The organism is Bradyrhizobium sp. USDA 327, from assembly GCF_041262065.1.
Classification (GTDB): domain Bacteria; phylum Pseudomonadota; class Alphaproteobacteria; order Rhizobiales; family Xanthobacteraceae; genus Bradyrhizobium; species Bradyrhizobium liaoningense.
This window is the reverse complement of record NZ_JBGCCW010000001.1, coordinates 968,603-991,400: the sequence shown is the minus strand read 5'-3', so window position 1 is coordinate 991,400 and position 22,798 is coordinate 968,603. Positions and strand designations below refer to the sequence as shown.

Here is a 22,798-nt window from a genome sequence, read left to right as displayed (position 1 = left end):
CGCCAGCCGGCAGACCAGATGGCGCTCAAGCCGCTAGCCCGAGGCTCTCGCGACCGTTTGTGGAAACGGACCGAGCGCCCTCTCGGTCAGGATCGAGTCGCAGTACTCGCGGATCTCCTTGATCTTGCCGTCCGCGAGGCGAAACACCAGGCAATAGTCGTTGTCGTAGCGCACGCCTTCGGGCGTGACGTTGTCGCCCTTGGCTTCCACGACGACGATGTCCCCGTCGGCGATGAAGCGGTGAGCGATTGTCCGCGTCCGGTCGCGCAGGCGGGTGCGCACATAGCCGTGGAGGTCGTTGAGGATCGCCTCCTTGCCTGAAAAGGTGCGGGACCAGGAATACTGCCCGGTCACGACCCATTTGGCGTCGTCGGCGAGGCTGGCGGTGAACAGGGCGCGATCGCGCGCGGCCGGATCGGGATTGGCGGCGGCGGCGAAAATGTCCTGCATCAGTTTCTTGTTGGCGGCAGCGCTCATGGCGGCATCTCCGTGGTGTGACATCGCGAAGATCATCACCGGCCGATCAGCATTCTTCAAATCGATAGTGAATATGATATATATTCACCTTATGAATTTGAATTCGCTCGACCTCAATCTGCTGACCGCGCTCGATGCGCTGCTGCGCGAGGCCAATGTCAGCCGTGCCGCGCTGCGGCTCGGGCTGTCGCAGCCGGCGGCGAGCCATGCGCTCCAGCGTCTGCGCGACATTTTTGGCGATCCGCTGCTGGTACGCACCGGCGCGCGGATGGAGCTGACGCCACGGGCCCTTGCGCTGCGCGCCCCGCTGGCGCAGGCGCTCGACCAGGTGCGCGGGCTGTTCGTACCCGACGATTTCGACGCCGCGCGCAGCGAGCGGCAATTCCGCCTGATGATGCCGGATCTCGCGGTCGAGCTGCTGATGCCGCCCTTGATGGAGAAGGTGACGCGCCTTGCGCCCAATGTCCGCATCGACGTCGTGCCGTGGCGGGGACCCGCGATCTTCCATGCCGAATTCGCCCGCACGATCGATCTCGTGATCTCGATCGGCAATGCCTTCAAGGGCTTTCACCGCCAGCTGCTCTACACCGACAGCGACGCGCTGGCGGTGCGGCGCGGCCATCCGATGGTGGCGAAGTTGAAGCGGCGCGAGACGTTCCTCGCCGCGCGCCATGTCGGCGTGATCATCCGCGGCAACAGCGAGGACCTGATCGACACCTGGCTGCGAGCCAAGGGCATCGAGCGGCACATCTCCCTGGTGGTGTCAGGCTATCTCGAGGCGCTGCACGTCGCCGCCCGCACCGACCTCGTCGCCTTCGTGCCGCGCCGGCTGATCGCGGCGCTGTCGAAGCAGCTCGGCCTCGTCACGGTGACACCGCCGCTCGACCCCGGGATCGACGAGCAGTTCATGTTCCACCCGACCCGCGCGCAGATGGACCCCGGCTCGATCTGGCTGCGAAGGCTGATGCTGGAGACCGGGCGGGAGTTGGAGAAGGGGAAGGCTGGATAAATTTACAGCTTCAACAAACACGGTGTCGTCCCGGACAAGCGCGCCCTAAGCGCGCGCCGATCCGGGACCTCTGTGCGAGCGCTTGCGCTCGTCGCGATAGCCCAGGACGTGCTTTGGTGAAGACTGGTCGTTCGGTACTGCTACCGAGCACAATCGATAGATTCCGCGGTATGGGTCCCGGGTCTGCGCTTACGCTTGCCCGGGACGACACCGAGATTTGCTACGCCTTCTGTGCCGCCATCACCTTGCTCACCGCGGGGCGGTCGGACATGCGCTTGAAGTGATCGGCGATCTTCGGCGTCGCATTGATGTCGACGCTGTCGCCTTCGAGCCAGGTCGAGAGCGTGTAGAGGTAGGGATCGCAGATCGTGAACTGATCGCCCATGACCCAGGGTCCCCGAAACACATCTTCTGCTCGATGAGCTTGAAGCAGGCCGCCATGGTCTTCGGGACCATCGCCTTCATGTCGGCGAACGAGCTCTCCTGCGTCGCCCAGCGCGCGCCGCGCATCTTGTGGGCGTGGTTGATGTGCACGGTCGAGCAGAGATAGGAGTTGAACGACTGCACCTCGGCGAAGTCGAAGGGATCGTCGAGCGGGGCGAGCTTCGCCTTGGGAAACACTTGCGCGATATAGGCCAGCATCGCCGGCGTCTCGGTCAGGACGCCGCGGTCGGTGACCAGCGCCGGCACGCGGCCCTTCGGGTTGATCGCGAGATAGTCCGGGCTGTTCTGCTGGTTGTCCTTGAAGCTCAGCCGCTCGGCCGCGTAGTCGGCGCCGGCTTCTTCCAGGGTGATGTAGGTGGCGAGCGCGCAGGTGCCGGTGGCGTAGTAGAGCTTGAGCATGTCGGACCTCATGGGAAAGCCGAAAACTAACGACTGTCGGGCCCGACGTCCATAGCACAACATCCTCTTCGCAGTTGCCCACCGCCATCCGGCTGTGCCAAGACGCCTGCGACAGGGAGGGGTTTCTCATGACGGTACTCATCGCCGGTGGCGGCATCGGCGGGTTGACACTTGCGCTCAGCCTGCACGGAGTCGGCGTTCCCGTAAAAGTGTTCGAGAGCGTCGCCGAACTGAAGCCGCTCGGCGTCGGCATCAACGTGCTGCCGCATGCGGTGCGCGAGCTGATCGAGCTCGGCTTGATGGACAAATTGGACGCCAGCGGCGTGCGGACGCGCGAGCTCGCATATTTCTCCAAGCACGGCAAGCCGATCTGGAGCGAGCCGCGCGGACTGGAGGCCGGGTACAAATGGCCGCAATTCTCGATCCACCGCGGCACGCTGCAGCAGCTCCTGCTCGACGCAGCGATCGAGCGGCTCGGCCGCGACAACATCCTCACCAGCCACCATCTGACCGGCTGGACCGAGACGGCGGATGGCGTGCGCGCTGATTTCATCGACAAGTCGACCGGCAAAGCCGCGGGGATCTACGACGGCGCGATTCTGATCGCCGCCGACGGCATCCATTCCGCCGTGCGCGAAAAGCTCTATCCGGGCGAAGGCCCGCCGATCTGGAACGGCCGCATCCTCTGGCGCGGCGTGACGCCCGCGAAGGCATTCCTCAGCGGCCGCACCATGATCATGGCGGGGCATGAGATCCTGAAATTCGTCTGCTATCCGATCAGCAAGGCGCCGGATGCGGCGGGCAACTATCAGATCAACTGGGTCGCCGAGCGGCACATGCCCCCGACCTATCAGTGGCGGCGCGAGGACTACAACCGTACCGCGCGGCTGGAAGAGTTTTTGCCCTGGTTCGAAAGCTGGAAGTTCGACTGGCTCGACGTGCCCGGACTGATCAAGAACTGCCCGCACGCCTATGAATATCCGCTGGTCGACCGCGATCCGGTGTCGCGGTGGACCTTCGGCCGCGTCACGCTGATGGGCGATGCCGCGCATCCGATGTACCCGATCGGCTCGAACGGCGCCTCGCAGGCGATCCTCGATGCCCGCGTCATCACCCGCGAGATTCTCGCGCATGGCCCGACGAGCGCCGCCCTGCTCGCCTATGAAGCCGAGCGGAGGCCCGCGACCACCGACCTCGTCCTGCTCAACCGCAAGAACGGCCCCGAGCAGGTGATGCAGCTCGTCGAGGAGCGCGCGCCCGACGGCTTTGAGGTCGTCACCGACATCCTGTCCCAGCAGGAGCTGGAAGGCATCGCCGCGAACTACAAGCGCGTCGCGGGCTTCCAGGTCGACGCGCTGAATGCGAAGCCGGCGATCGTGAGTAAGGATGCGCGGGCGGGAGCGTGAGCTTTCACTCGAAGCGAGATGCATGTTGATGCGCCCTCGCCCCCTTGCGGGAGAGGGCAGCGATGCCGGAAGACGCAGGCTCACTCGGGTGAGGGGTATCTCTCCGCGAGTCCAACTCGCAGTTTAGACTCGCGGAGAGAAACCCTCATCCGGCGCTTCGCGCCACCTTCTCCCACAAGGGGCGAAGGAAGGTGGAGTGTGCGGCTCGTCTATTTCCCCACGACCCTCGCCGCCTCCAGCAGCCGCTCGCTCGCGCTGGCCGTCGCGAGCACGGTGCCGTCCTCCGCCATCAGCTTCGCCTCGACAAACGCAATCGTCTTGCCGAGCTGCGTCACCTTCGCTTCACCGATGATCGGACCGGGCCTGGCGGGCGCGAGGAAGTTCACGGTCATGCTGATGGTCGTGGTGTAGAGCCGGCCCTCGCTCATCACCAGCACGGCCGGGCCCATCGTGTCGTCGAGCATGGCCGAGAGCATGCCGCCCTGGATGAAACCCGCAGGGTTACAAAACTCCGGCTTGCCTTCGAAGCCGAGCTTGATCCAGCCCTCCTGCGGGCGGGCATCGAGCAGACGCCATCCCAGCAGTTCGGCACAGGGTGGTCTTCGGAAATTGTCGAGCGCGGTCTTGACCATGCGAGATCTCCTGTTTCCCGCTGGTAGCGCCAGGCTGCTGACAGCCTGTTGTCAGCAGGATCGATCCTAGAAGCCCAATCCATGCGCGATGACCTTGCGCATGACGTTGGGCAGCGCTTCGCCGGCCAGGGTCGCGATGGGCACCCAGCGCATGCCCTCGGGCGCACGGGTGCGGGCTTCCACCGTCGCGGTGTAGACCACCAGCTCCAGCGGAAAATGCGTGAAGACGTGGGTGACGACGCCCACCTTGCGCTGCCAGCGCGACAGCCCCTTCAGCTCCGGCGCCTGCTGCTTCGCTGCCGCATCGTCCTGGCCGGCGAGCCAGTCCGAGCCCGGCACTTCCGTCATGCCGCCGAGCAGCCCCTTGTCGGGCCTTGAGCGGACGAGCAGCTCGTCGCCGCGCGTGACCACGAAAGCCGCTCCCCGCCGCAACGTCCCGCTCTTCTTCGGCGCCTTGCGCGGGAACGTTTCCTGGGTACCGAGCGCGCGCGCCATGCAATCCTCGCTCAGCGGGCACAGCGAGCAGGCCGGCTTCTTCGGCGTGCAGATCGAGGCGCCGAGATCCATCAGCGCCTGCGCGCTGTCCCCCGCGCGAGACGTCTCGTCGCCGGCGCGAGAATCTGCCAGCAGCGTCGCGGCCAGCTGCTGGATCAGCGGCTTGGCCTGCGGCAGCTCCTCCTCGACCGCGAACAGGCGCGACACCACCCGCTCGATATTGCCATCGACCGGCATGGTGCGGCGGTCGAAGGCGATCGCGGCGATCGCCGCCGCCGTGTAGGGCCCGATCCCCGGCAGCGCGCGCAAGCCCTCCTCCGTATCGGGAAAGATGCCGTCATGCTCGCGCGTCACCGCGACCGCGCAAGCATGGAGGTTTCGTGCGCGCGAGTAATAGCCGAGCCCCGCCCACATCCGCAGTACGTCGTCCAGGGAAGCCCGCCCCAGCGCCGTGACATCCGGCCAGCGCGCGACGAATTTCTCGAAGTAAGGGCCGACCGCCTTGACGGTGGTCTGCTGGAGCATGATCTCGGACAGCCAGACGCGATAGGGATCCGATGTCTCACCGGGGGCCGCGCGCCAGGGCAGGCGGCGGCGGTGGCGGTCGTACCATTGGAGGAGCGCCAGCGGTCGAGCCAAACGTTCCGGTTGCACTGGTTCCGAATTTGCCCTGCGGGCCGATTTGAGGGGCATGCTCGCACTGTAACGACGTCGGGCGGATCTCTCCACGGGATGCCCGCCCTTGGCGCGGGCATCCACGTCTTTCTTCGCGGCAAGACGTGGAGATGACCGGGACAATGCCAGGCCATGACGTCAGCAGTTCCTGAGGCGCCGCGCACGGTGCTATAAGGTCACCATGTCCAAATTCCCTCCCAAGCCCGGTCCCATCAGCGCCAAGCCGCTCGGCATCCTCGTCGACGACGTCTTCGCCGAGGCCTATGCCAGGCAGGGTTTTGCCGCGCGCGAGCTGGTGACGCGGTGGGCGCAGATCGCGGGGCCGGAGATCGCGGCCCATGCCGAGCCGCTCAAGATGCAATGGCCGCGCCCGGTGGAGGGTCAGCCGCAGGAGCCGGCGGTCCTGGTGCTGAGGGTCGAGGGACCGATGGCGCTGGAGATCCAGCACTCCGCCGATGTGATCCTGGAGCGGGTCAACCGCTTCTTCGGCTGGAACGCGGTCGGCAAGCTCGCCTTCCGCCAGGCTCCTCTGTCGCGCGCCCGGCGCCGGGTGCGGCCCGGCCCGCCGGACCCCAAGAGCGTCGCCAAGGTGGCGGAGAGCCTGGGCGGCATTGAAGATGACGAGCTCAAGTCGGCGCTGGCCCGGCTCGGGGCCGCCATCAAGCGAAATTGAGCCTCATTCCGCCGCCAAACTGGACCCGTCCGCGCGGCTCGCCATTGCCTCAATCGACGTTTCAAGCTAGCGACAGGCCGTCCGGGCGGGAACCTCGGACGAACCTTGCCAATCCCGGGAGCCGACCTTGATCATCACCCGCCGCGCCTTCACCACGATGCTGTCGCTGACCGGGCTTGCCGCGCTCACCGGGCTCTCGCCGCTGCGGTTCGTCTCGGAAGCCATGGCGCAATCGGCCGCCGATGTGGCCAAGCCCGTGTCCCTGCCGGACATGGCGCTCGGCCCGAACGATGCCGCCGTCACCATCACCGAATACGCCTCGATGACCTGCCCGCACTGCGCCGCCTTCAACGAGCAGGTGTTCCCGAAGATCAAGAAGGAGTACATCGACACCGGCAAGGTGCGTTACATCTTCCGCGAGTTCCCGCTCGACATCAAAGCCGCCGCCGGATCGATGCTGTCGCGCTGCATCGCCAACGGCGACGCGCCGAAATATTTCGCGGTCACCGACATGCTGTTCCGCCAGCAGAACGACTGGGTGATGAAGAACACCACCGAGACCCTGACGCGGATCGGCAAGCAGGCCGGCCTCACCCAGCAGCAGGTCGAGGCCTGCCTGAAGGACCAGGCGCTGCTCGACAAGATCGCCGCCGACCAGAAATATGCCAGCGACGTGCTGAAGGTCGATTCGACGCCGACCTTCTTCATCAACGGCGAGAAGATCAAGGGCGAGGCCTCGTTCGAGGAATTCGCCAAGAAGATCAATCCGCTGCTCAAGAGCTGATTCGCACGCGACAATCCTGATTCGCGCATCTGGAGCCGCATCCTTCCCGGCACAAATCCCTTGGGAAAAGCGGCTTTCGCTGGTTGCCCTTGCGGCGCACCGCGGCCATTGTCCAGCCGCATGAGCCGCCTCGCGCGACTCACCCAGACAGCGACATTGCCTTCCATGGTATTGTCCCGGCAGGGAGATTCGCGCCTGCCAACAGAGATGCGTGCTTATGAAAATCACCCGCCTGCGCCTTCACGGCTTCAAGTCCTTTGTCGAGCCCACGGACTTCGTCATCGAGCCCGGCCTGACCGGCGTGGTCGGTCCCAACGGTTGCGGGAAGTCGAATCTCGTCGAAGCGCTGCGCTGGGCGATGGGCGAGACCTCGTACAAATCGCTGCGCGCCGCTGACATGGACGCGGTGATCTTCGCCGGCTCCGGCAACCGTCCCGCGCGCAACCACGCCGAAGTGACGATGACGATCGACAATGCCGATCGCACCGCGCCGGCGGCGATGAACGACAGCCAGCTTCTGGAAGTCTCCCGCCGCATCGAGCGCGAGGCTGGCTCGGTCTATCGCATCAACGGCCGCGACGTGCGCGCCCGCGACGTACAGATCCTGTTCGCGGACGCCGCCACTGGTGCGCGCTCGCCGGCTCTCGTCCACCAGGGCAAGATCGGCGAGATCATCCAGGCCAAGCCGGAACAGCGCCGCCGCGTGCTGGAAGACGCCGCCGGCGTTGCCGGCCTGCACGCCCGCCGTCACGAGGCCGAGCTGCGGCTGAAGGCGGCCGAAACCAACCTCACCCGCGTCGAGGACGTGATCGGCCAGCTCGCGGGCCAGATGGAAGGCCTCAAGAAGCAGGCCCGCCAGGCAGTGCGCTATCGCGAGGTCGCAGCCAAGGTCCGCAAGGCCGAAGCCACGCTGTACCATCTGCGCTGGATCGGCGCGCATGCCGACGTCAATGAGTCCGGGCAGACCCACGATCTCGCGGTGCGCGAGATGGCCGAGCGCACCCAGCACCAGGCCGAAGCCGCCCGTATCCAGGCGATCCGCGCCGCGGAAATGCCGGCGCTGCGCGATGCCGAGGCGCGCGCCGCAGCCGGGCTGCAGCGCCTGACCAATGCCCGCGAGCTGCTCGACCGCGAGGAAGAGCGCGCCAAGGAGCGCGTCGCCGAGCTCGAGCGGCGCCTCGCGCAATTCGAAGGCGACATCTCCCGCGCCCAACAGCAGACCATGGACGCCGACGTCGCCCTCCAGCGGCTCGACGCAGAAGACGCCGAGCTGAAGGAAGAGATCAAGTCGCGCGTCGAGAAGCGCTCCGGCGTCGACGAACGCGTCGCCGAAGCCGAGGCGGTGCTGACCGAAACCGAGCAGAAGTTCGCCGAGCTAACCACCGCGCTCGCCGACCTCACCGCCAAGCGCAACCAGCTCGAGGCCAACGTCCGAACTCACCGCGACAAGCTCGCCCGGCTCGACCAGGAAATCGCGAATGTGGCGGCCGAAGAGCAGAAGCTTGCGCAGGAGACCGGCGGCTTCGGCGATCTCGACGAGCTGACCGCTGTGGTCGAGACCGCGGAGCAGACGCTGGCCGCGTCGGAAGCCGCGGCCCAGGCGAGCGAGGCCGCGCACGTGGCCGCGCGCCAGACGCTGGAATCCTCCCGCTCGCCGCTGGTCGAGGCCGACAAGCGCGTGCAGCGGCTCGAGACCGAGGCGCGCACGATCTCCAAGATCGTCAATGGCGAGACCAAGAATCTGTGGCCGCCGATCATCGACGGCATCAACGTCGACAAGGGCTTTGAAAAGGCGATCGGCGCCGCGCTCGGCGACGATCTCGATGCGCCGATCGACCCGTCGGCGCCGATGCGCTGGACCAATGTCGGACACACCGAAGGCGATCCGGCACTGCCCGAAGGCGTCGTGCCGCTCGCCAATCACGTGCAGGCGCCGGCCGAGCTGGCGCGCCGCCTGGCGCAGATCGGCGTGGTGCCGCGCGAGCGCGGCGCGGAGCTGGTCTCGCAGCTCAAGACCGGCCAGCGGCTGGTCTCGCCCGAGGGCGACGTCTGGCGCTGGGACGGCTTTGTCGCCGCGGCTCACGCCCCGACCGGTGCCGCACGCCGCCTTGCCGAGCGTGCCCGCCTCGTCGATATCGAGAACGAGCTGGAGCAGGCCCGCATCGACGCGCAGATCAAGCGGCAGGCGCTGGAGAACGCCGAGTCCGAGCTGCAGATGGCGGCCAGCACGGAAGGCGCGTCGCGCGAAGCCTGGCGCGCCGCGCAGCGCGAGCTCAACGTCGCGCGCGAGCGCCATGCCACCGCCGAGCGCGAGATCAGCCGCCACGCCGCGCGCAAGGCCACGCTGTCGGAAGCGCACAGCCGTCTCGCCGCCGACCGCGCTGAAGCCGAGGCCGCCTACGAATACGCCGAAGCCGGCATCAGCGAGCTGCCGTCGAGCGAGGACACCGAGACCCGGCTCGCTGCCGTCCGCAGCGACATCGAAGGCCATCGCCGCATGGCCGCCCAGGTCCGCGCCGAGGCGCAGGCGCTGGCACGCGAGGCCGAGCTCGCCGACCGTCGCGTGCAGGCGATCCTCGCCGAGCGAACCGAGTGGCAGAATCGCAAGGAGAGCGCGGCCTCCCACATCGACACCATCCAGGCCCGTATCGCCGAACTCACGATCGAGCGCAGCGAGCTCGAAAACGCGCCGGCCGTGTTCGCGGAAAAGCGCAGCGCGCTGATCACCGAGATCGAGTACGCCGAGAACGACCGCCGCATGGCCGCCGACGCGCTCGCCACCGCGGAAAGCGCGATGGCGGAGACCGATCGCGTCGCCAAGCTAACGCTCGAGGCACTGTCGAGCGCCCGCGAGGCCACTGCCCGCGCCGAGGAGCGCATGGAAGGCGCCCGGCGTCGGCTGGAGGATGTCGAGCGCGAGATCCGCGACATGCTCGAGGTCGAGCCGCAGGCCGTCGCCGGCCTTGCCGAGATCGAGCCAGGCGCCGAGCTGCCGCCGCTGCACGACATCGAGGAAGACCTCGAAAAGATGCGCCGCGACCGCGAGCGCCTCGGCGCAGTCAACCTGCGCGCCGAGGAAGAGCTGCGCGAGGTCGAGACCCAGCACACCGGCCTCGTCACCGAGCGTGACGACCTGGTCGAAGCCATCAAGCGGCTGCGCCAGGGCATCCAGAGCCTCAACAAGGAGGCGCGCGAGCGGCTCCTGACCTCGTTCGAGGTCGTCAACAACCACTTCAAGCGCCTGTTCGTCGAGCTGTTCGGCGGCGGCGAGGCCGCGCTGCACCTGATCGAGAGCGACGACCCGCTGGAAGCCGGTCTCGAAATCATCGCCAAGCCGCCGGGCAAGAAGCCGCAGACGCTGTCGCTGCTTTCGGGCGGAGAGCAGGCGCTGACCGCGATGGCACTGATCTTCGCGGTGTTCCTCACCAACCCCTCGCCGATCTGCGTGCTGGACGAAGTCGACGCGCCGCTCGACGACCACAACGTCGAGCGCTACTGCAACCTGCTCCACGAAATGACGAGCTCGACCGACACGCGCTTCATCATCATCACGCACAACCCGATCACCATGGCGCGGATGAACCGCCTTTTCGGTGTCACCATGGCCGAGCGCGGCGTGTCGCAGCTCGTGTCGGTCAGCCTGCAAGAGGCGGTGGAGATCCTCGACCAGAACGTGGCGTGATATCTCCAGCGTCATTCCGGGGCTCGCGCAGCGAGAACCCGGAATCTCGCGCTGCAATCTCGAGCTTCCGAGTTCGCGACTTCGTCGCGTCCCGGAATGATGGTGGGCCAACATGATCTCACCCACCCTCCCGGCCGAACTGAAAGCGGCCCTCGATGCCAAGCTGCAAGGCTTTTCGCGCACCGACGCCGCACAGCGATCACAGAAAATCTCGACCACCTATCGCGCCGGCGGCGGCTCCGGCACGATCAAGTCGGAAGCCGATGCGCTCGCCTATGCGCTGGCGCGCATGCCGGCGACCTACGCTGCCGTCGCAGCCAGCCTGAATGCGCTGACCGAGATCGCACCCGATCTCGCCCCCGAAACGCTGCTCGACGTCGGCGCAGGCCCGGGCACCGCGAGCTGGGCCGCCGCCGAAGCCTTTCCGTCGCTGCAAGACGTTACCCTGCTCGACGCCAACGCCAGCCTGAGCCGGCTCGCGCTCGATCTGGCACGCGGCAGCTCGCGCCTCGCGGAGTGTCGCTATCTGCCGGGGGATGCCAGCGGTAACCTCGCCGAGGTGTCACAAGCCGATCTCGTCGTTGCCAGCTACGTCATCGGCGAGCTCAACGAGGCCGATCAGCGCGCGCTCACCGAGGCGATGTGGGCGAAGGCGCGCCACGCGCTGGTCGTGATCGAGCCCGGCACGCCCGCCGGCTACGCCCGCATTCTCGCACTGCGCCAGCAATTGATTGCGGCCGGCGCTTTCGTCGCCGCACCCTGTCCGCACGAAAGGCCGTGCCCGCTCAGCGCGCCCGACTGGTGCCATTTCAGCCAGCGTCTGCCGCGCTCCCAGGCACACCGCCAGATCAAGGGTGCCGAGGTGCCGTTCGAGGACGAGCGCTTCATCTACGTCGGCTTGACCCGCACACCACCCGCAACGCGCGCGGCGCGCGTGCTGGCCCCGCCGGATGTCGGCAAGGCCGAGATCACGGCAAGGCTCTGCAGCCAGGGCGGCGTTGAACTCGCGAAGGTGCCCCGCCGCGACAAGACGGCCTATGCACGTGCCCGGCGCTGGCGCTGGGGCGATGCCGTCCTTGCCGAAAGTTAACCTCGTTTGAGGGCTTTCGCCTTGAACTCGGATGGCTCCCGGTCAGACCAAGTCCTACCTTCCCTCTGCGTCGGGCTCTCATCCTGCGCCAATTTGGTCTACCCTAGCGCCCGTCTTCTTCCCTCTTCAGGAGTTCTCCATGTCGACCGGCTGGATCGTTCTCGGCGTCATCGTCGTCCTCGTGCTGTTCGCCTTCAGCGCCTATAACCGCCTGGTGGCGCTGAGCCAGCGCGTCGGCCAGGCCTTCGCCGATATCGATGTGCAGCTCAAGCAGCGCCACGACCTGGTCCCGAACCTGGTCGAGACCGTAAAAGGCTATGCGTCGCACGAGCGCGGCACGCTCGACGACGTCATCAAGGCGCGCAACTCGGCGATGTCGGCGCAGGGACCTGCGCAGGTGTCCGCAGCCGAGAACCAGCTGTCCGGCGCGCTCGGCCGGCTGATCGCGCTGTCGGAGGCCTATCCCGACCTCAAGGCCAACGCCAACTTCCAGCAGCTCGCCAGCGAGCTCTCCGACCTCGAGAACAAGATCGCGGCGAGCCGCCGCTTCTTCAACAACGCGGTGCAGGAGTACAATACCGGAATCCAGCAGATGCCCGCTGCGCTGTTCGCCGGCATGTTCGGCTTCACCAGGAAGGACTTCTTCGATCTCGGCGCCAGCCGTACCGAGGTCGAGACGGTGCCGCAGGTGAAGTTCTGATTGCCTCGCATGCCGATCGTTTTCCTCCGTCGTTCCGGGGCGATGCGTAGCATCGAACTATGGTGCGCAATTGCGCACCAGAGAATCTCCAGGTTCCGGGTTCACGCCTTCGGCGCGCCCCGGAACGACGGACTTTGACAAAGACGCGCCATGGCCGCGTATGGTCTCTACACGCACATTGCCTCGAACAAGTTTCGTTCGATGCTGCTGCTCGCCGGCCTGTTCATGCTGGTCTACGTGCTGGTCTATGCCGGCGCACTGGTCGCCGAGGTCGTCATCGACGGCAATGGCACGGTCGCCTACTATCTGAGCCGCGCCTTCACCGACCTGCTCAAAGCCGCACCGTTCGCGACGATCGCGGCGGCGCTCTGGGTCATGATCGCCTATTTCTTCCACCAGTCGATGATCGACGCCGTGACCGGCGGCCACGACGTGACCCGGCAGGAGGAGCCGCGGCTCTACAATCTGCTGGAAAACCTCTGCATCTCGCGCGGCATCACCATGCCGAAGCTGAAGATCATGGAGAGCCCGGCGCTGAACGCGTTCGCGACCGGCCTCAATCCGCGGCAATATTCCATCACCGTCACCACCGGCCTCCTCGCCGCGCTGAACGACAAGGAGATCGAGGCGGTGCTGGGCCACGAGCTGACCCATATCAAGAACGGCGACGTGCAGCTCATGGTCGTCGCCGTCATCATCGCCGGCGTGGTCGGCTTCTTCGGCGAATTGTTCTTCCGCCTGTTCACGAACTTCAACTGGAGCTCCGGCTCCGGTGGCTCGTGGTCCTCGGGCTCCTCCTCGTCCCGGTCGTCCTCGTCATCGAGCGACAGCAAGAACTCCGGCGGAGGGGCGGTGATCGTGATCATCATCGCGGTCGTGCTGATCGTGGTGGCCTGGCTGTTGTCCCAGGTGGTGAAGCTCGCATTGTCGCGGTCGCGCGAATTTCTCGCCGACGCTGGCTCCGTCGAGCTGACGAAAGATCCTGACGCGATGATCTCGGCGTTGCGCAAGATCGAGGGCCGCGGCGAGCTGCCTGGCGCGACCTCGGCGGTGATGGAGCTCTGCGTCGACAATCCGCGCGAGGGCTTTGCCGATTTGTTCGCGACCCATCCCTCGGTGCAGTCCCGGGTCGATGCGCTGGTCAAGTTCGCCGGCGGCCACGACCCCGGTCCGCTGCCAGACCCCGCTGAAGAGACGGATCAACCCGAGACGGAACAACCCGAGGCACAGGCCAACCCGCAGGATGCGCAGCCGCCGCTGCCGCACGGGCCGTGGAACGACGCAGGCAACCCGGCTGGATCGCCGCCCGTGCCGGCCCCAGGCCCTTCAGGAACTCCGGCGGGCAATGCGATGGGACCTTGGGGCCGCCATTGAGCGCGTGATTTACCGCTACACGCGGCGGTTTTCCCGGTGATCGGGAAAAACCAAGGGAATTGCCGCAACTGCGGTCCAAGGAATTGAATTCTCCCTTGTTTCTGCCATGTTCGCGCCCAACAGCAGACTTGGGACCATCTTTGGGACATCGATTTGGGGCCTGGCCGATTGCGACCTCGCGATCGGGGGCGCGCGTTAGGGGACAGCAATGGCAAAGCCGGCAGTGGTTGTGGTGGGCGCGGACAAGGGCGGGGTCGGCAAGACCACGGTGTCGCGGACCTTGCTCGATTATTTCTCAGCCAACAACGTGCCGACCCGCGCGTTCGACACGGAGTCCCCGCGCGGAACCCTGAAGCGCTTCCACCCCGATATCACCGAGATCGTCGACATGACGACGACGGCGGACCAGATGAAGATCTTCGACACGCTCAATGCGGTGAGCCCGTCGGTGACCGTCATCGACGTCCGCGCCGGCCTGCTCTCGCCGGCCCTGGCTTCGCTGCGCGACATCGGCTTCCTCGATGCCGCCAAGGCCGGGCAGATCACCTTTGCCGTGTTCCACATCCTGGGCCCCTCGATCGCCTCGCTGGAGGAGATCGCCGAGACCGCGGGCTTCATGGGCGGCGCGAAATATTTCCTGGTGAAGAACTTCATCAACGACACCCAGTTCTTCCAGTGGGACCAGGCGACCTACAATTCCTATTTCCACCGCATCAAGGACGCGACCGAGCTGACCATCCCCAAGCTCAACGAAATGGCCTATGAGCAGGTCGAGGTCTCCTCCGTCCCGTTCCTGAAATTCGTCGCCAACAAGGGCATCAACGACGAGGCCGCCAACTACTCCTTCGTGCTGCGCGGCTATGTCCGGCACTGGCTGGCCAATGTCTGGAGCGAGTTCGACCGCATCCGGCTGACCGACATCGTCGGTTCGAAGCCCGCGACCCGCAACAGCGAAAAATAGTTGCGGAGCCCGGGCGGATACGGCTGGATTGGGTGGTGAGTTGGCCTGATATAGCTGTCGATGCCCGCGACACCCGTCTACATCATCTGTTCGCCCCGCCCGCAGGTCGGCAAGACCCTGCTGGCGCGGCTACTGAGCGAATTCCTGCTGCTCAAGAACGGCAACGTCGCAGCCTTCGACGTCAACCTGAAGGAGCCGTCTCTGCTCGACTATCTGCCGAAGGTCACGGAAACCGCGGACGTGATCGACACCTACGGCAAGATGCAGCTGATGGACCGCGTCATCCTCGATGACGGCGTTGCCAAGGTGATCGACCTCGGCTTCCACGCCTTCGACGAGTTCTTCAAGATGACCGACGAGATCGGCCTCTTGAAGGAGGCGGCGCGCCGCCATGTCGCCCTGCAGATCCTGTTCGTCGCCGACACCGACCGCGCCTCGGCCCGCGCCCATGAGATGCTGCGCGGGCAGATCCCGCGCATGAACCTGATCACGGTGGACAACGAATATGTCATGCGCGGCGAGCTGCCGTCCGCGATGGCAGGCGGCCGACTGTTCCGCCTGCCCGCGCTACCCGGCTTCCTCAAGACCTATATCGACCGGCTGAGCTTCTCCTTCACCGGCTATCTGCGCCAGGAGAAGGACCACTCCACCGAGCTGCATCAGTGGACCCGGCGAAATTACATCGCGTTCCGCGAGCTCGAGCTCAGCCTGATCCTGCAGCGATCCTGAGAGATGTCATTCCGGGGCGCGACGAAGTCGCGAGCTATGGTACCCACTTGCGCACCTGAGAATTCATCGAGCCGCAGAGGCGACCCGCGCAATGGAGTCCGGGTTCGCGCTGATGCGCGCCCGGAATGACGGGGGAAGCGAGGCCGCCCCACTCCGCCACACCGAGGTACAATTATTTTACCCGGATAATATTGACGGCGAGCTGGAGCCGGCTTATTGAGGCGGGCATCGATATCCCCTTAGCAGGGCTTGTTACCCGTGAGCATCGACCGGAAAGCAGCAATCGCCGCCTACAAGGAGCGCAAGACCATTGCGGGCATCTACGCCGTGCGCTGCGCGGCGTCGGGGCAGGCCTGGGTCGGCCAGGCGTCGAACCTGGAGACGATTCAGAACCGCATCTGGTTCTCGCTGCGCCAGGGCAGCCACATCTGCCACAACCTCCAGGCTGCCTGGAATGCGCATGGCAAGGCCGGCCTGACCTTTGGCGAATGCGAGCGTTTGGACGACGAGGAGACCGCCTATGTCAGGAACGCGCTCCTGAAGGAGCGCCTGCTGCATTGGCGGGCCGAGCTGAACGCCGAGGCGATCTAAGGATCGCGGCAGCCTCTCAGTGTCCCTCGAACGTCATCAGCGTGCGCACCGGCACGTCCATGGCGCGCAGCTTGGCGGCGCCGCCGAGCTCGGGCAGGTCGATGATGAAGCAGGCGGCGACGACGTTGGCCCCGATCTGACGGAGCAGCTTCACCGCGCCCTCGGCGGTGCCGCCAGTGGCGATGAGGTCGTCAACCAGGATGACGCGCTCGCCAGGCTGGATCGCGTCGACATGCATCTCCATCTCGTCGATGCCGTACTCCAGCGAATAGGCGATGCGCACGGTGGTGTGCGGCAGCTTGCCCTTCTTGCGGATCGGCACGAAGCCGGCCGAGAGCTGGTGCGCCACCGCGCCGCCGATGATGAAGCCGCGCGCCTCCATACCGGCAACCTTGTCGATCTTGTTGCCGGCCCAGGGGTTGACGAGCTCGTCCACCGCGCGGCGGAACGCCCGCGCGTCCGCGAGCAGGGTCGTGATGTCGCGGAACATGATGCCCGGCTTGGGATAGTCGGGAATGGTGCGGACGCTCGCCTTGATGTCGTGGTCAAAAGTCATTCGGGTCTCATCTCAGTTGTCATTCCGGGGCGATGCGTCAGCATCGAACCCGGAATCTCGAGATTCCGGGTCTGGTGCTGGCGCACCATCCCGGAATGACGAGGGGAAATATTCTGCACTCAACTCGCCCCAGCATCCAGCCGGAACGCATTCTCAACAATCTTCAGCCCCACCTCGCCGCCGAGCGACATCAGCGATTCCGGGTGGAATTGCACGCCGGCCACCGGCAGGGTCTTGTGCTCGAGCGCCATGGCGACGCCGTCCTCCGTGCTGGCGGTGACGCTCAGCACCTCCGGCATGCTGTCGCGCTCGACGAAGAGCGAATGATAGCGGCCGATGACGATCTCGTTCGGGAGATTGCGCATCAGGCGGCCGCCGCGAACCTGCACCCGCGAGGGGCGGCCGTGGGCTGGATGGGTGAGCTGGCCGAGCTCGCCGCCGAAATATTCACCGATCGCCTGCACGCCGAGGCAGACGCCGAATACCGGCAGCTTGTTCTCCAGCGCCGCATCGATGGTCTTCCTGATCCCGAAATCTTCGGGCCTGCCCGGGCCGGGCGACAGCACCAGCAAATCCCACCTCTTCTGCTTGAGCATGTCGAGCGCATGCACATAGCGGACCACGGTGACGCTGGCGCCGACCTGGCGGAAATAGTCGGCGAGCATGTGCACGAAGCTGTCGTCGTGGTCGATCAGCAGCACCTGCTTGCCCGAGCCGGTGGCATCGGGTGCAAAGGTCGACAGCGGCTTCGGCGGATCGCCGCGCAGCGCCTGGAACAGCGCGGCAGCCTTGACCTGGCATTCGCGGTCTTCCGCGGCAGGATCGGAATCGAACAAGCAGGTCGCGCCGACGCGCACCTCGGCAAGCCCATCTTTCATGCGGATGGTGCGGATGGTGAGGCCGGTGTTGATGCTGCCGTCGAAATTGACCGCGCCGATCGCCCCCGCATACCAGCGCCGCGGCGAGCGCTCGTGATCCTCGACGAACTGCATCGCCCAGAGCTTTGGCGCGCCTGTGACGGTCACCGCCCAAGCATGGGTGAGGAAGGCGTCGAGCGCGTCGAAGCCGGGGCGCAGCATGCCCTCGACGTGATCGACGGTGTGGAACAGCTTCGAGTAGGTCTCGATCTGGCGGCGCGCCAAGACCTTGATGGTACCGGGCACGCAGACACGTGCCTTGTCGTTGCGGTCGACGTCGGTGCACATGTTGAGCTCGAACTCGTCCTTTTCCGAGTTCAGCAGCTGGCGGATCTGCTCGGCATCGCCGATCGCGTCGGCGCCGCGCGCGATCGTGCCCGAGATCGGGCAGGTCTCGACCCGGCGACCATCCGAGCGCACGAACATTTCCGGCGAAGCCGAGACGAGAAACTCGCCCTCGCCGAGATTCATCAGCGCGCCATAGGGCGACGGGTTGATGACGCAGAGCCGCTGGAACACTTCTGCGGGCGAGCGGTCGCAGGGCTCGGCGAAGAGCTGCCCCGGCACGGCTTCGAACAGATCGCCCCGCGCGAAGGCCGCGCGCGCGGTCTCGACGGTGGCCTGATATTCGCCAGGCGCGTGATCGGCGAAGCCCTGGCGCGGCGTCTTCAAGTACGGGCTGTCGGCGGTCTCGCGCGCCAGGCCCTCGGTGGATTTGCCCTTCCACGCGAAGTCGTAGGAGAGCACCACGCCGCGCCCGGTGGCGCGGTCATAGGCCAGCAGGCGATCGGGCACATAGAGCACGATGTCGCGCTGGTCGGCCTCACGCGGGCGCTTCTGCACGAGGTCCTCGATCTGGAAGACGAGATCGTAGGCGAAGGCGCCGAACAGGCCGAGCAGCCCGTCGTCATTGGCCGAGAAGGCGGCGACGAGGTCACGCACCAGCGACATCACGCTGGCGCGCCGCGTGCGCTGGTCCTCCTCGACCGGCGCATCGCCGCGGATGATGTGGCCGGCAAGACGCGAAGCGGTGCGCTCGGAGATCACGACGCAGGGCTCGCGCAGGACGTCGCCGAGAAAGGCGATCAGGACCTGCCCGCGTTCGTTCAGCGCTTCCAGCTTGAAGTTGACGCCCACAGTCTCGAGCTTGAGCGGCGGATCGGAGAAGCCGAGGTCGAAGCTCTCATAGCGCCCAGGCACGGTCGTGCCCGAGGACAGCACCACGCCGCGGCGGCGGTCGAGCAGACTGACGAGGTCGTCGAGCCTGTTGGCGCCGCCGGTAAACTGCTCCGCCACGCGCGTGATCGCAAGACCCGCGCGGGTCATGTAGTCGCTTCTGGCCGGGAGGGCGAAGACTGTCCTGTTCATGGGGTCCTCTTACGAGACTTGCCGAGGGAACGCCACACAGGACAAACGATCAGGCCGCCGCGCTGTGCTGGCGACCTCAGACGATTTTAAGAAAAGAAATCGCACCGGCCACCTCTCAGGAGGTGCGCCACCAAAGACGGGCTGGGCGGACGGCGGTGCTCATGGGGCGGATACTCACCATGGCCCGCGGGCGGCGTCAAGAGCCGCTTGTTGGGAGCCGAGTTGCCGACTATTGCACGCCGGGGTCAGGCTGACGGCCGAACTTGCGCTTCCTCCGATCCCATTTCAGGATCGAAAAGTCGTCGCACTGCATGCATGTCAAGACGACGATGCTGCTGTCCTTTCCCTTCTGCAAGACACCGAACTGACGGTCCTCGTGCACCGCGCTCACAAAGCGGATATTCGGCGTCCCAACGGTCGGCTGGTCCAGGATCAGGATGAACCTGCCCTTCGGACCTGCGCATTCCTGGAAGACGCCGACCAACGCGACCTGTCTGGTGGCCGTCCCGTCGAACTGGCCTTCGATCGCGAAGGACAGTTTACTCTCCTCCATCGCATCCGTGCCGTCCTCGAATAGCAAGTCCCTGGGAATGAGGTCCTTGCGGAATTCGGTCGCCTTGCACCAGTTCTTGCGGATCTGGTTCGCGGGAATGCCGCGAACCTCGGTCGTGAACGGATGGAAATCCGCAATGAGCCACCAGGCCTCCTTCTTGGGATCGCCGTGCAGCGTCACGAAGGCCTGCTGCGCCGTTGCGTGAGTCGCCGCCCCCAGGAGCACGCCGACGGCGGCCACGATCGTTCGCACGATCCGGCCGACGAGGCGGTGCGAGAAAGACGAGGTCGGCATGCCGGCTGCCTTCTTCCTCATCACCCCAGGTGCTTGCGGAAGAACTCCGTCGCCCTGCCCCAGGCGAGCTCGGCGGCTTCGCGGTCGTGCACGGCCTGGCGCTGCTCGTTGACGAAGGCGTGCTCGGCGTCATAGCGGAACAGCTCCAGCGACTTGCCGGCGGCCTTCATGGCCTTCTCGAAGCCATTCACCAGCTCCGGCGTGCACCAATCGTCCTTGTTGGCGAAATGGGCCTGGAGCGGGATCTTGACGTCGGCGGGCTTGGCCGCCTGCTCGGGCGGGATGCCGTAGAACACGACGCCGGCCGCGAGCTCCGGGATCTTGGTCGCGCCGATGATGGTCACGGCGCCGCCAAGGCAGAAGCCGGTCAGCCCGACCTTGGCGCCGTTGCGCGCCAGATATTGCGCGGCGCCGCGCACGGTCTGCGTGGTGGCGTCCATGAAGTCGAGCGAGCTCATCTCCTTGTTGGCGCTGTCCGTGTCGTGATAGGGCACCACCTTGCCCTTGTAGAGATCGGGCGCGAGCGCGTCGAAGCCGGCCAGCGCAAAGCGGTCGCACAGGCCCTTGATCTGGTCCGACAGGCCCCACCATTCCTGGATCACGACCACGCCCGGCGCGTTGCCGCGTGCGGCATTGGCGAGATAGCCCGAGGCGTCCTTGCCGTCCGGGCGCTTGAACGTGATGGTGGTTCCCATGGTGTCCTCCGACGCGTTTTTGGGGGAGCGGTTGAGGGTTATTGTGGCGTCTAGACGGGCGCGACGCAATCCACACTCCCGTCATTCCGGGGCGGTGCGCAGCACCGAACCCGGAATGACGGAGAGTTGGGCCAATAAAAAAGCCCCCTCGCGGGGGCTCTTTCTTTTCTCATTCGTCTTGCGCCGCTCAGTGCGAGTCGGCCCAGACCTTCTTCTTGGTGAAATACATCAGGCCCGCGAAGATGATCAGGAACACGAAGACCTGGAAGCCGAGACGCTTGCGCGCTTCCATGTGCGGTTCGGCAGTCCACATCAGGAACGTGGTGACGTCCTTGGCGTACTGGGCGACCGTGGTCGGCGAGCCATCGTCATAGGTCACCTGGCCGTCGCTGAGCGGCTTCGGCATCTTGATGGCGTGGCCCGGGAAGTACCTGTTGTAGTAGGATCCCTCCGGGATGGTGACGCCCTCAGGCACCTTCTCCTCATACCCCTGGAGCACCGCGGTGACGTAGTCAGGCCCCTGCTCCTGGTACTGGGTGAAGACGTCGAAGATGAACCAGGGGAAGCCGCGCTTGTAAGAGCGCGCCTTGGTGATCAGGGACAGGTCGGGCGGCGCCGCACCACCGTTCGCCGCACGCGCAGCCTGCTCGTTCGGGAATGGCGAGGGGAAATAGTCCGCCGGCCGGCCCGGACGCTCGAACATGTCACCCGCATCGTTCGGACCGTCCTTGACCTTGTACTCGGACGCAAACGCCGACGCCTGCGCCACCGAATAGCCGGGTCCGCCGGACTCGGCGAGGTTGCGGAAGGCGACGTAAGACAAGCCGTGGCAACTGGAGCACACCTCCTTGTACACCTTCAGGCCGCGCTGCAGCGCCCCGCGGTCAAACGTACCGAAAGGGCCCGAGAACGACCATTTGTTGCCCGGCGGCGTGTCGCTGCCTTCAGACGCTTTCGCGCTGTCGATCGAGCCCGCGAACAACGAACCCGCGAGCGCCAGCACGATCGCGGTCGAGACCATCGGCGTCGATCTGCTCCCGGTCTTGGCCAGGACTGCATCCGAGATCGAGTTCGGCACCGGCCGCGGCTTCTCGATACGCGCGAGCAGCGGCAGCACGATCAGGAAGTAGGCGAAGTAGCAGAACGTCAGGACCCGGCCGGCAACGACGTAGATGCCTTCCGGCGGCTGCGCACCGAGATAGCCGAGCAGGATGCAGACCGCGACGAAGATCCAGAAGAACTGCTTCGCAAGCGGACGGTATTTCGACGACCTGGTCTTGGCGTTGTCGAGCCAGGGCAGGAAGCACAGGATGATGATCGCCCCGAACATCGCGATGACGCCCGCGAGCTTGTCCGGGATCGAGCGCAGGATCGCGTAGAACGGCAGGTAATACCATTCCGGCACGATGTGCGGCGGCGTCACGCCCGGGTTCGCCGGAATGTAGTTGTCGGCGTCGCCGAGATAGTTCGGCATGTAGAAGATGAACCAGGCGTACAGCAGCAGGAAGCAGGCGACGCCGAACATGTCCTTGATGGTGGCATGCGGCGTGAACGGCACCGTGTCCTTTTCCGTCTTCGGCTCGACGCCGTCGGGATTGTTCTGACCGGCGACGTGCAGCGCCCAGACGTGGAGCACGACGACGCCCGCGATCACGAAGGGCAGCAGATAGTGCAGCGAGAAGAAGCGGTTCAGCGTCGGATTGCCGACCGAATAGCCGCCCCACAGCAGCGTCACGATGCTCTCGCCGACATAGGGAACGGCGGAGAACAGATTGGTGATGACGGTGGCGCCCCAGAAGCTCATCTGGCCCCAGGGCAGCACGTAGCCCATGAAGCCGGTCGCCATCATCAGGAGGTAGATGATGACGCCGAGAATCCACAACACCTCGCGCGGCTCCTTGTACGACCCGTAGTAAAGGCCGCGGAACATATGGACGTAGACGGCGACGAAGAACATCGAGGCCCCGACCGCGTGCATGTTGCGCAGCAGCCAGCCGTAGTTCACGTCGCGGACGATCAGCTCGACCGACTTGAAGGCAAGGTCGGCATTCGGCGTGTAGTGCATCGCCAGGATCACGCCGGTCAGGATCTGTATCCCCAGCATGAAGGAGAGGATGGCGCCGAAGGTCCACCAGTAGTTCAGGTTGCGCGGGGTGGGATAGGCGACGAAGGAGGAGTGGATGAGACCAAAGATCGGCAGACGCCGCTCGATCCATTGCAGGGCCGGATTGCTCGGCTGGTAGTCGGATGGTCCGCTCATGATGCGATCCTGAGGAAATAGTACGACGAGACGA

At 65.7% G+C, this 22,798-nt stretch carries 19 protein-coding genes and 1 pseudogene; 11 read left to right on the top strand and 9 right to left on the bottom strand.

Going from position 1 to position 22,798, the window contains the following annotated elements:
• Nucleotides 1–33 precede the first annotated feature (33 nt).
• Nucleotides 34–477 (bottom strand): nuclear transport factor 2 family protein, encoded by a 444-nt coding sequence (locus ABIA42_RS04380; RefSeq protein WP_271526633.1) that lies wholly within the window; start codon nt 475–477, stop codon nt 34–36.
• A 91-nt stretch (nt 478–568) separates the two neighbouring features.
• On the opposite strand from ABIA42_RS04380, the gene ABIA42_RS04375 reads away from it, so the two are divergent.
• Nucleotides 569–1,486 (top strand): LysR family transcriptional regulator, encoded by a 918-nt coding sequence (locus ABIA42_RS04375; protein ID WP_370115284.1) that lies wholly within the window; start codon nt 569–571, stop codon nt 1,484–1,486.
• 220 nt (nt 1,487–1,706) lie between these two features.
• Here the strand turns inward: ABIA42_RS04375 and ABIA42_RS04370 are convergent.
• A pseudogene (locus ABIA42_RS04370) lies at nt 1,707–2,329 on the bottom strand (glutathione S-transferase family protein).
• A gap of 128 nt (nt 2,330–2,457) precedes the next feature.
• Here ABIA42_RS04370 and ABIA42_RS04365 point away from each other — a divergent pair.
• Nucleotides 2,458–3,735: a flavin-dependent oxidoreductase gene (locus ABIA42_RS04365; protein WP_370115286.1), complete on the top strand. Its 1,278-nt coding sequence runs from the start codon at nt 2,458–2,460 to the stop codon at nt 3,733–3,735.
• A gap of 209 nt (nt 3,736–3,944) precedes the next feature.
• Here the strand turns inward: ABIA42_RS04365 and ABIA42_RS04360 are convergent, their stop codons facing one another.
• Both ABIA42_RS04360 and mutY read right to left on the bottom strand, forming a co-directional pair.
• Entirely contained in the window at nt 3,945–4,367 is a 423-nt protein-coding gene (locus ABIA42_RS04360) for a PaaI family thioesterase (protein ID WP_271526637.1), read from the bottom strand.
• A 66-nt stretch (nt 4,368–4,433) separates the two neighbouring features.
• Complete coding sequence (gene mutY / locus ABIA42_RS04355; protein WP_370115288.1) at nt 4,434–5,555, bottom strand: A/G-specific adenine glycosylase; 1,122 nt, start codon at nt 5,553–5,555, stop codon at nt 4,434–4,436.
• Nucleotides 5,556–5,718: 163 nt separating this feature from the next.
• On the opposite strand from mutY, the gene ABIA42_RS04350 reads away from it, so the two are divergent.
• The 9 genes from ABIA42_RS04350 (at nt 5,719) to ABIA42_RS04310 (ending at nt 16,121) form a co-directional block, all read left to right on the top strand.
• Entirely contained in the window at nt 5,719–6,210 is a 492-nt protein-coding gene (locus ABIA42_RS04350; protein WP_370115290.1) for a DUF721 domain-containing protein, read from the top strand.
• Between the two features lie 127 nt (nt 6,211–6,337).
• Nucleotides 6,338–6,994, top strand: coding sequence for a DsbA family protein (locus ABIA42_RS04345; RefSeq protein WP_370115292.1), 657 nt, complete (start codon nt 6,338–6,340; stop codon nt 6,992–6,994).
• Between the two features lie 217 nt (nt 6,995–7,211).
• On the top strand, nt 7,212–10,676 hold the full coding sequence (gene smc / locus ABIA42_RS04340) for a chromosome segregation protein SMC (protein WP_370115294.1): 3,465 nt from the start codon (nt 7,212–7,214) through the stop codon (nt 10,674–10,676).
• A 112-nt stretch (nt 10,677–10,788) separates the two neighbouring features.
• Nucleotides 10,789–11,766 (top strand): small ribosomal subunit Rsm22 family protein, encoded by a 978-nt coding sequence (locus ABIA42_RS04335; protein WP_370115296.1) that lies wholly within the window; start codon nt 10,789–10,791, stop codon nt 11,764–11,766.
• Nucleotides 11,767–11,905: 139 nt separating this feature from the next.
• Nucleotides 11,906–12,466, top strand: a complete 561-nt coding sequence (locus tag ABIA42_RS04330) for a LemA family protein (protein WP_271526643.1) — start codon at nt 11,906–11,908, stop codon at nt 12,464–12,466.
• A 150-nt stretch (nt 12,467–12,616) separates the two neighbouring features.
• On the top strand, nt 12,617–13,840 hold the full coding sequence (locus tag ABIA42_RS04325; RefSeq protein WP_271526644.1) for a M48 family metallopeptidase: 1,224 nt from the start codon (nt 12,617–12,619) through the stop codon (nt 13,838–13,840).
• A 208-nt stretch (nt 13,841–14,048) separates the two neighbouring features.
• On the top strand, nt 14,049–14,801 hold the full coding sequence (locus ABIA42_RS04320) for a hypothetical protein (protein ID WP_028179390.1): 753 nt from the start codon (nt 14,049–14,051) through the stop codon (nt 14,799–14,801).
• Between the two features lie 60 nt (nt 14,802–14,861).
• Nucleotides 14,862–15,530, top strand: a complete 669-nt coding sequence (locus tag ABIA42_RS04315) for a hypothetical protein (RefSeq protein ID WP_271526645.1) — start codon at nt 14,862–14,864, stop codon at nt 15,528–15,530.
• A gap of 258 nt (nt 15,531–15,788) precedes the next feature.
• Nucleotides 15,789–16,121: a GIY-YIG nuclease family protein gene (locus ABIA42_RS04310; RefSeq protein ID WP_370115300.1), complete on the top strand. Its 333-nt coding sequence runs from the start codon at nt 15,789–15,791 to the stop codon at nt 16,119–16,121.
• A 16-nt stretch (nt 16,122–16,137) separates the two neighbouring features.
• Here ABIA42_RS04310 and ABIA42_RS04305 read toward each other — a convergent pair whose 3' ends face one another.
• The 5 genes from ABIA42_RS04305 to fbcH all read right to left on the bottom strand — a co-directional run bounded on the left by ABIA42_RS04305 (nt 16,138) and on the right by fbcH (nt 22,764).
• On the bottom strand, nt 16,138–16,677 hold the full coding sequence (locus ABIA42_RS04305) for an adenine phosphoribosyltransferase (protein ID WP_018323310.1): 540 nt from the start codon (nt 16,675–16,677) through the stop codon (nt 16,138–16,140).
• A gap of 119 nt (nt 16,678–16,796) precedes the next feature.
• The gene (locus ABIA42_RS04300; protein WP_271526648.1) at nt 16,797–18,962 is read right to left on the bottom strand and encodes an anthranilate synthase component I; all 2,166 of its coding nucleotides are present in this window, start codon (nt 18,960–18,962) and stop codon (nt 16,797–16,799) included.
• A gap of 229 nt (nt 18,963–19,191) precedes the next feature.
• Nucleotides 19,192–19,809 (bottom strand): hypothetical protein, encoded by a 618-nt coding sequence (locus tag ABIA42_RS04295; RefSeq protein ID WP_370157120.1) that lies wholly within the window; start codon nt 19,807–19,809, stop codon nt 19,192–19,194.
• 20 nt (nt 19,810–19,829) lie between these two features.
• Entirely contained in the window at nt 19,830–20,504 is a 675-nt protein-coding gene (locus ABIA42_RS04290) for a dienelactone hydrolase family protein (protein WP_370115304.1), read from the bottom strand.
• A gap of 187 nt (nt 20,505–20,691) precedes the next feature.
• The gene (fbcH, locus tag ABIA42_RS04285) at nt 20,692–22,764 is read right to left on the bottom strand and encodes a cytochrome b/c1 (RefSeq protein WP_370115306.1); all 2,073 of its coding nucleotides are present in this window, start codon (nt 22,762–22,764) and stop codon (nt 20,692–20,694) included.
• Nucleotides 22,765–22,798 lie beyond the last annotated feature (34 nt).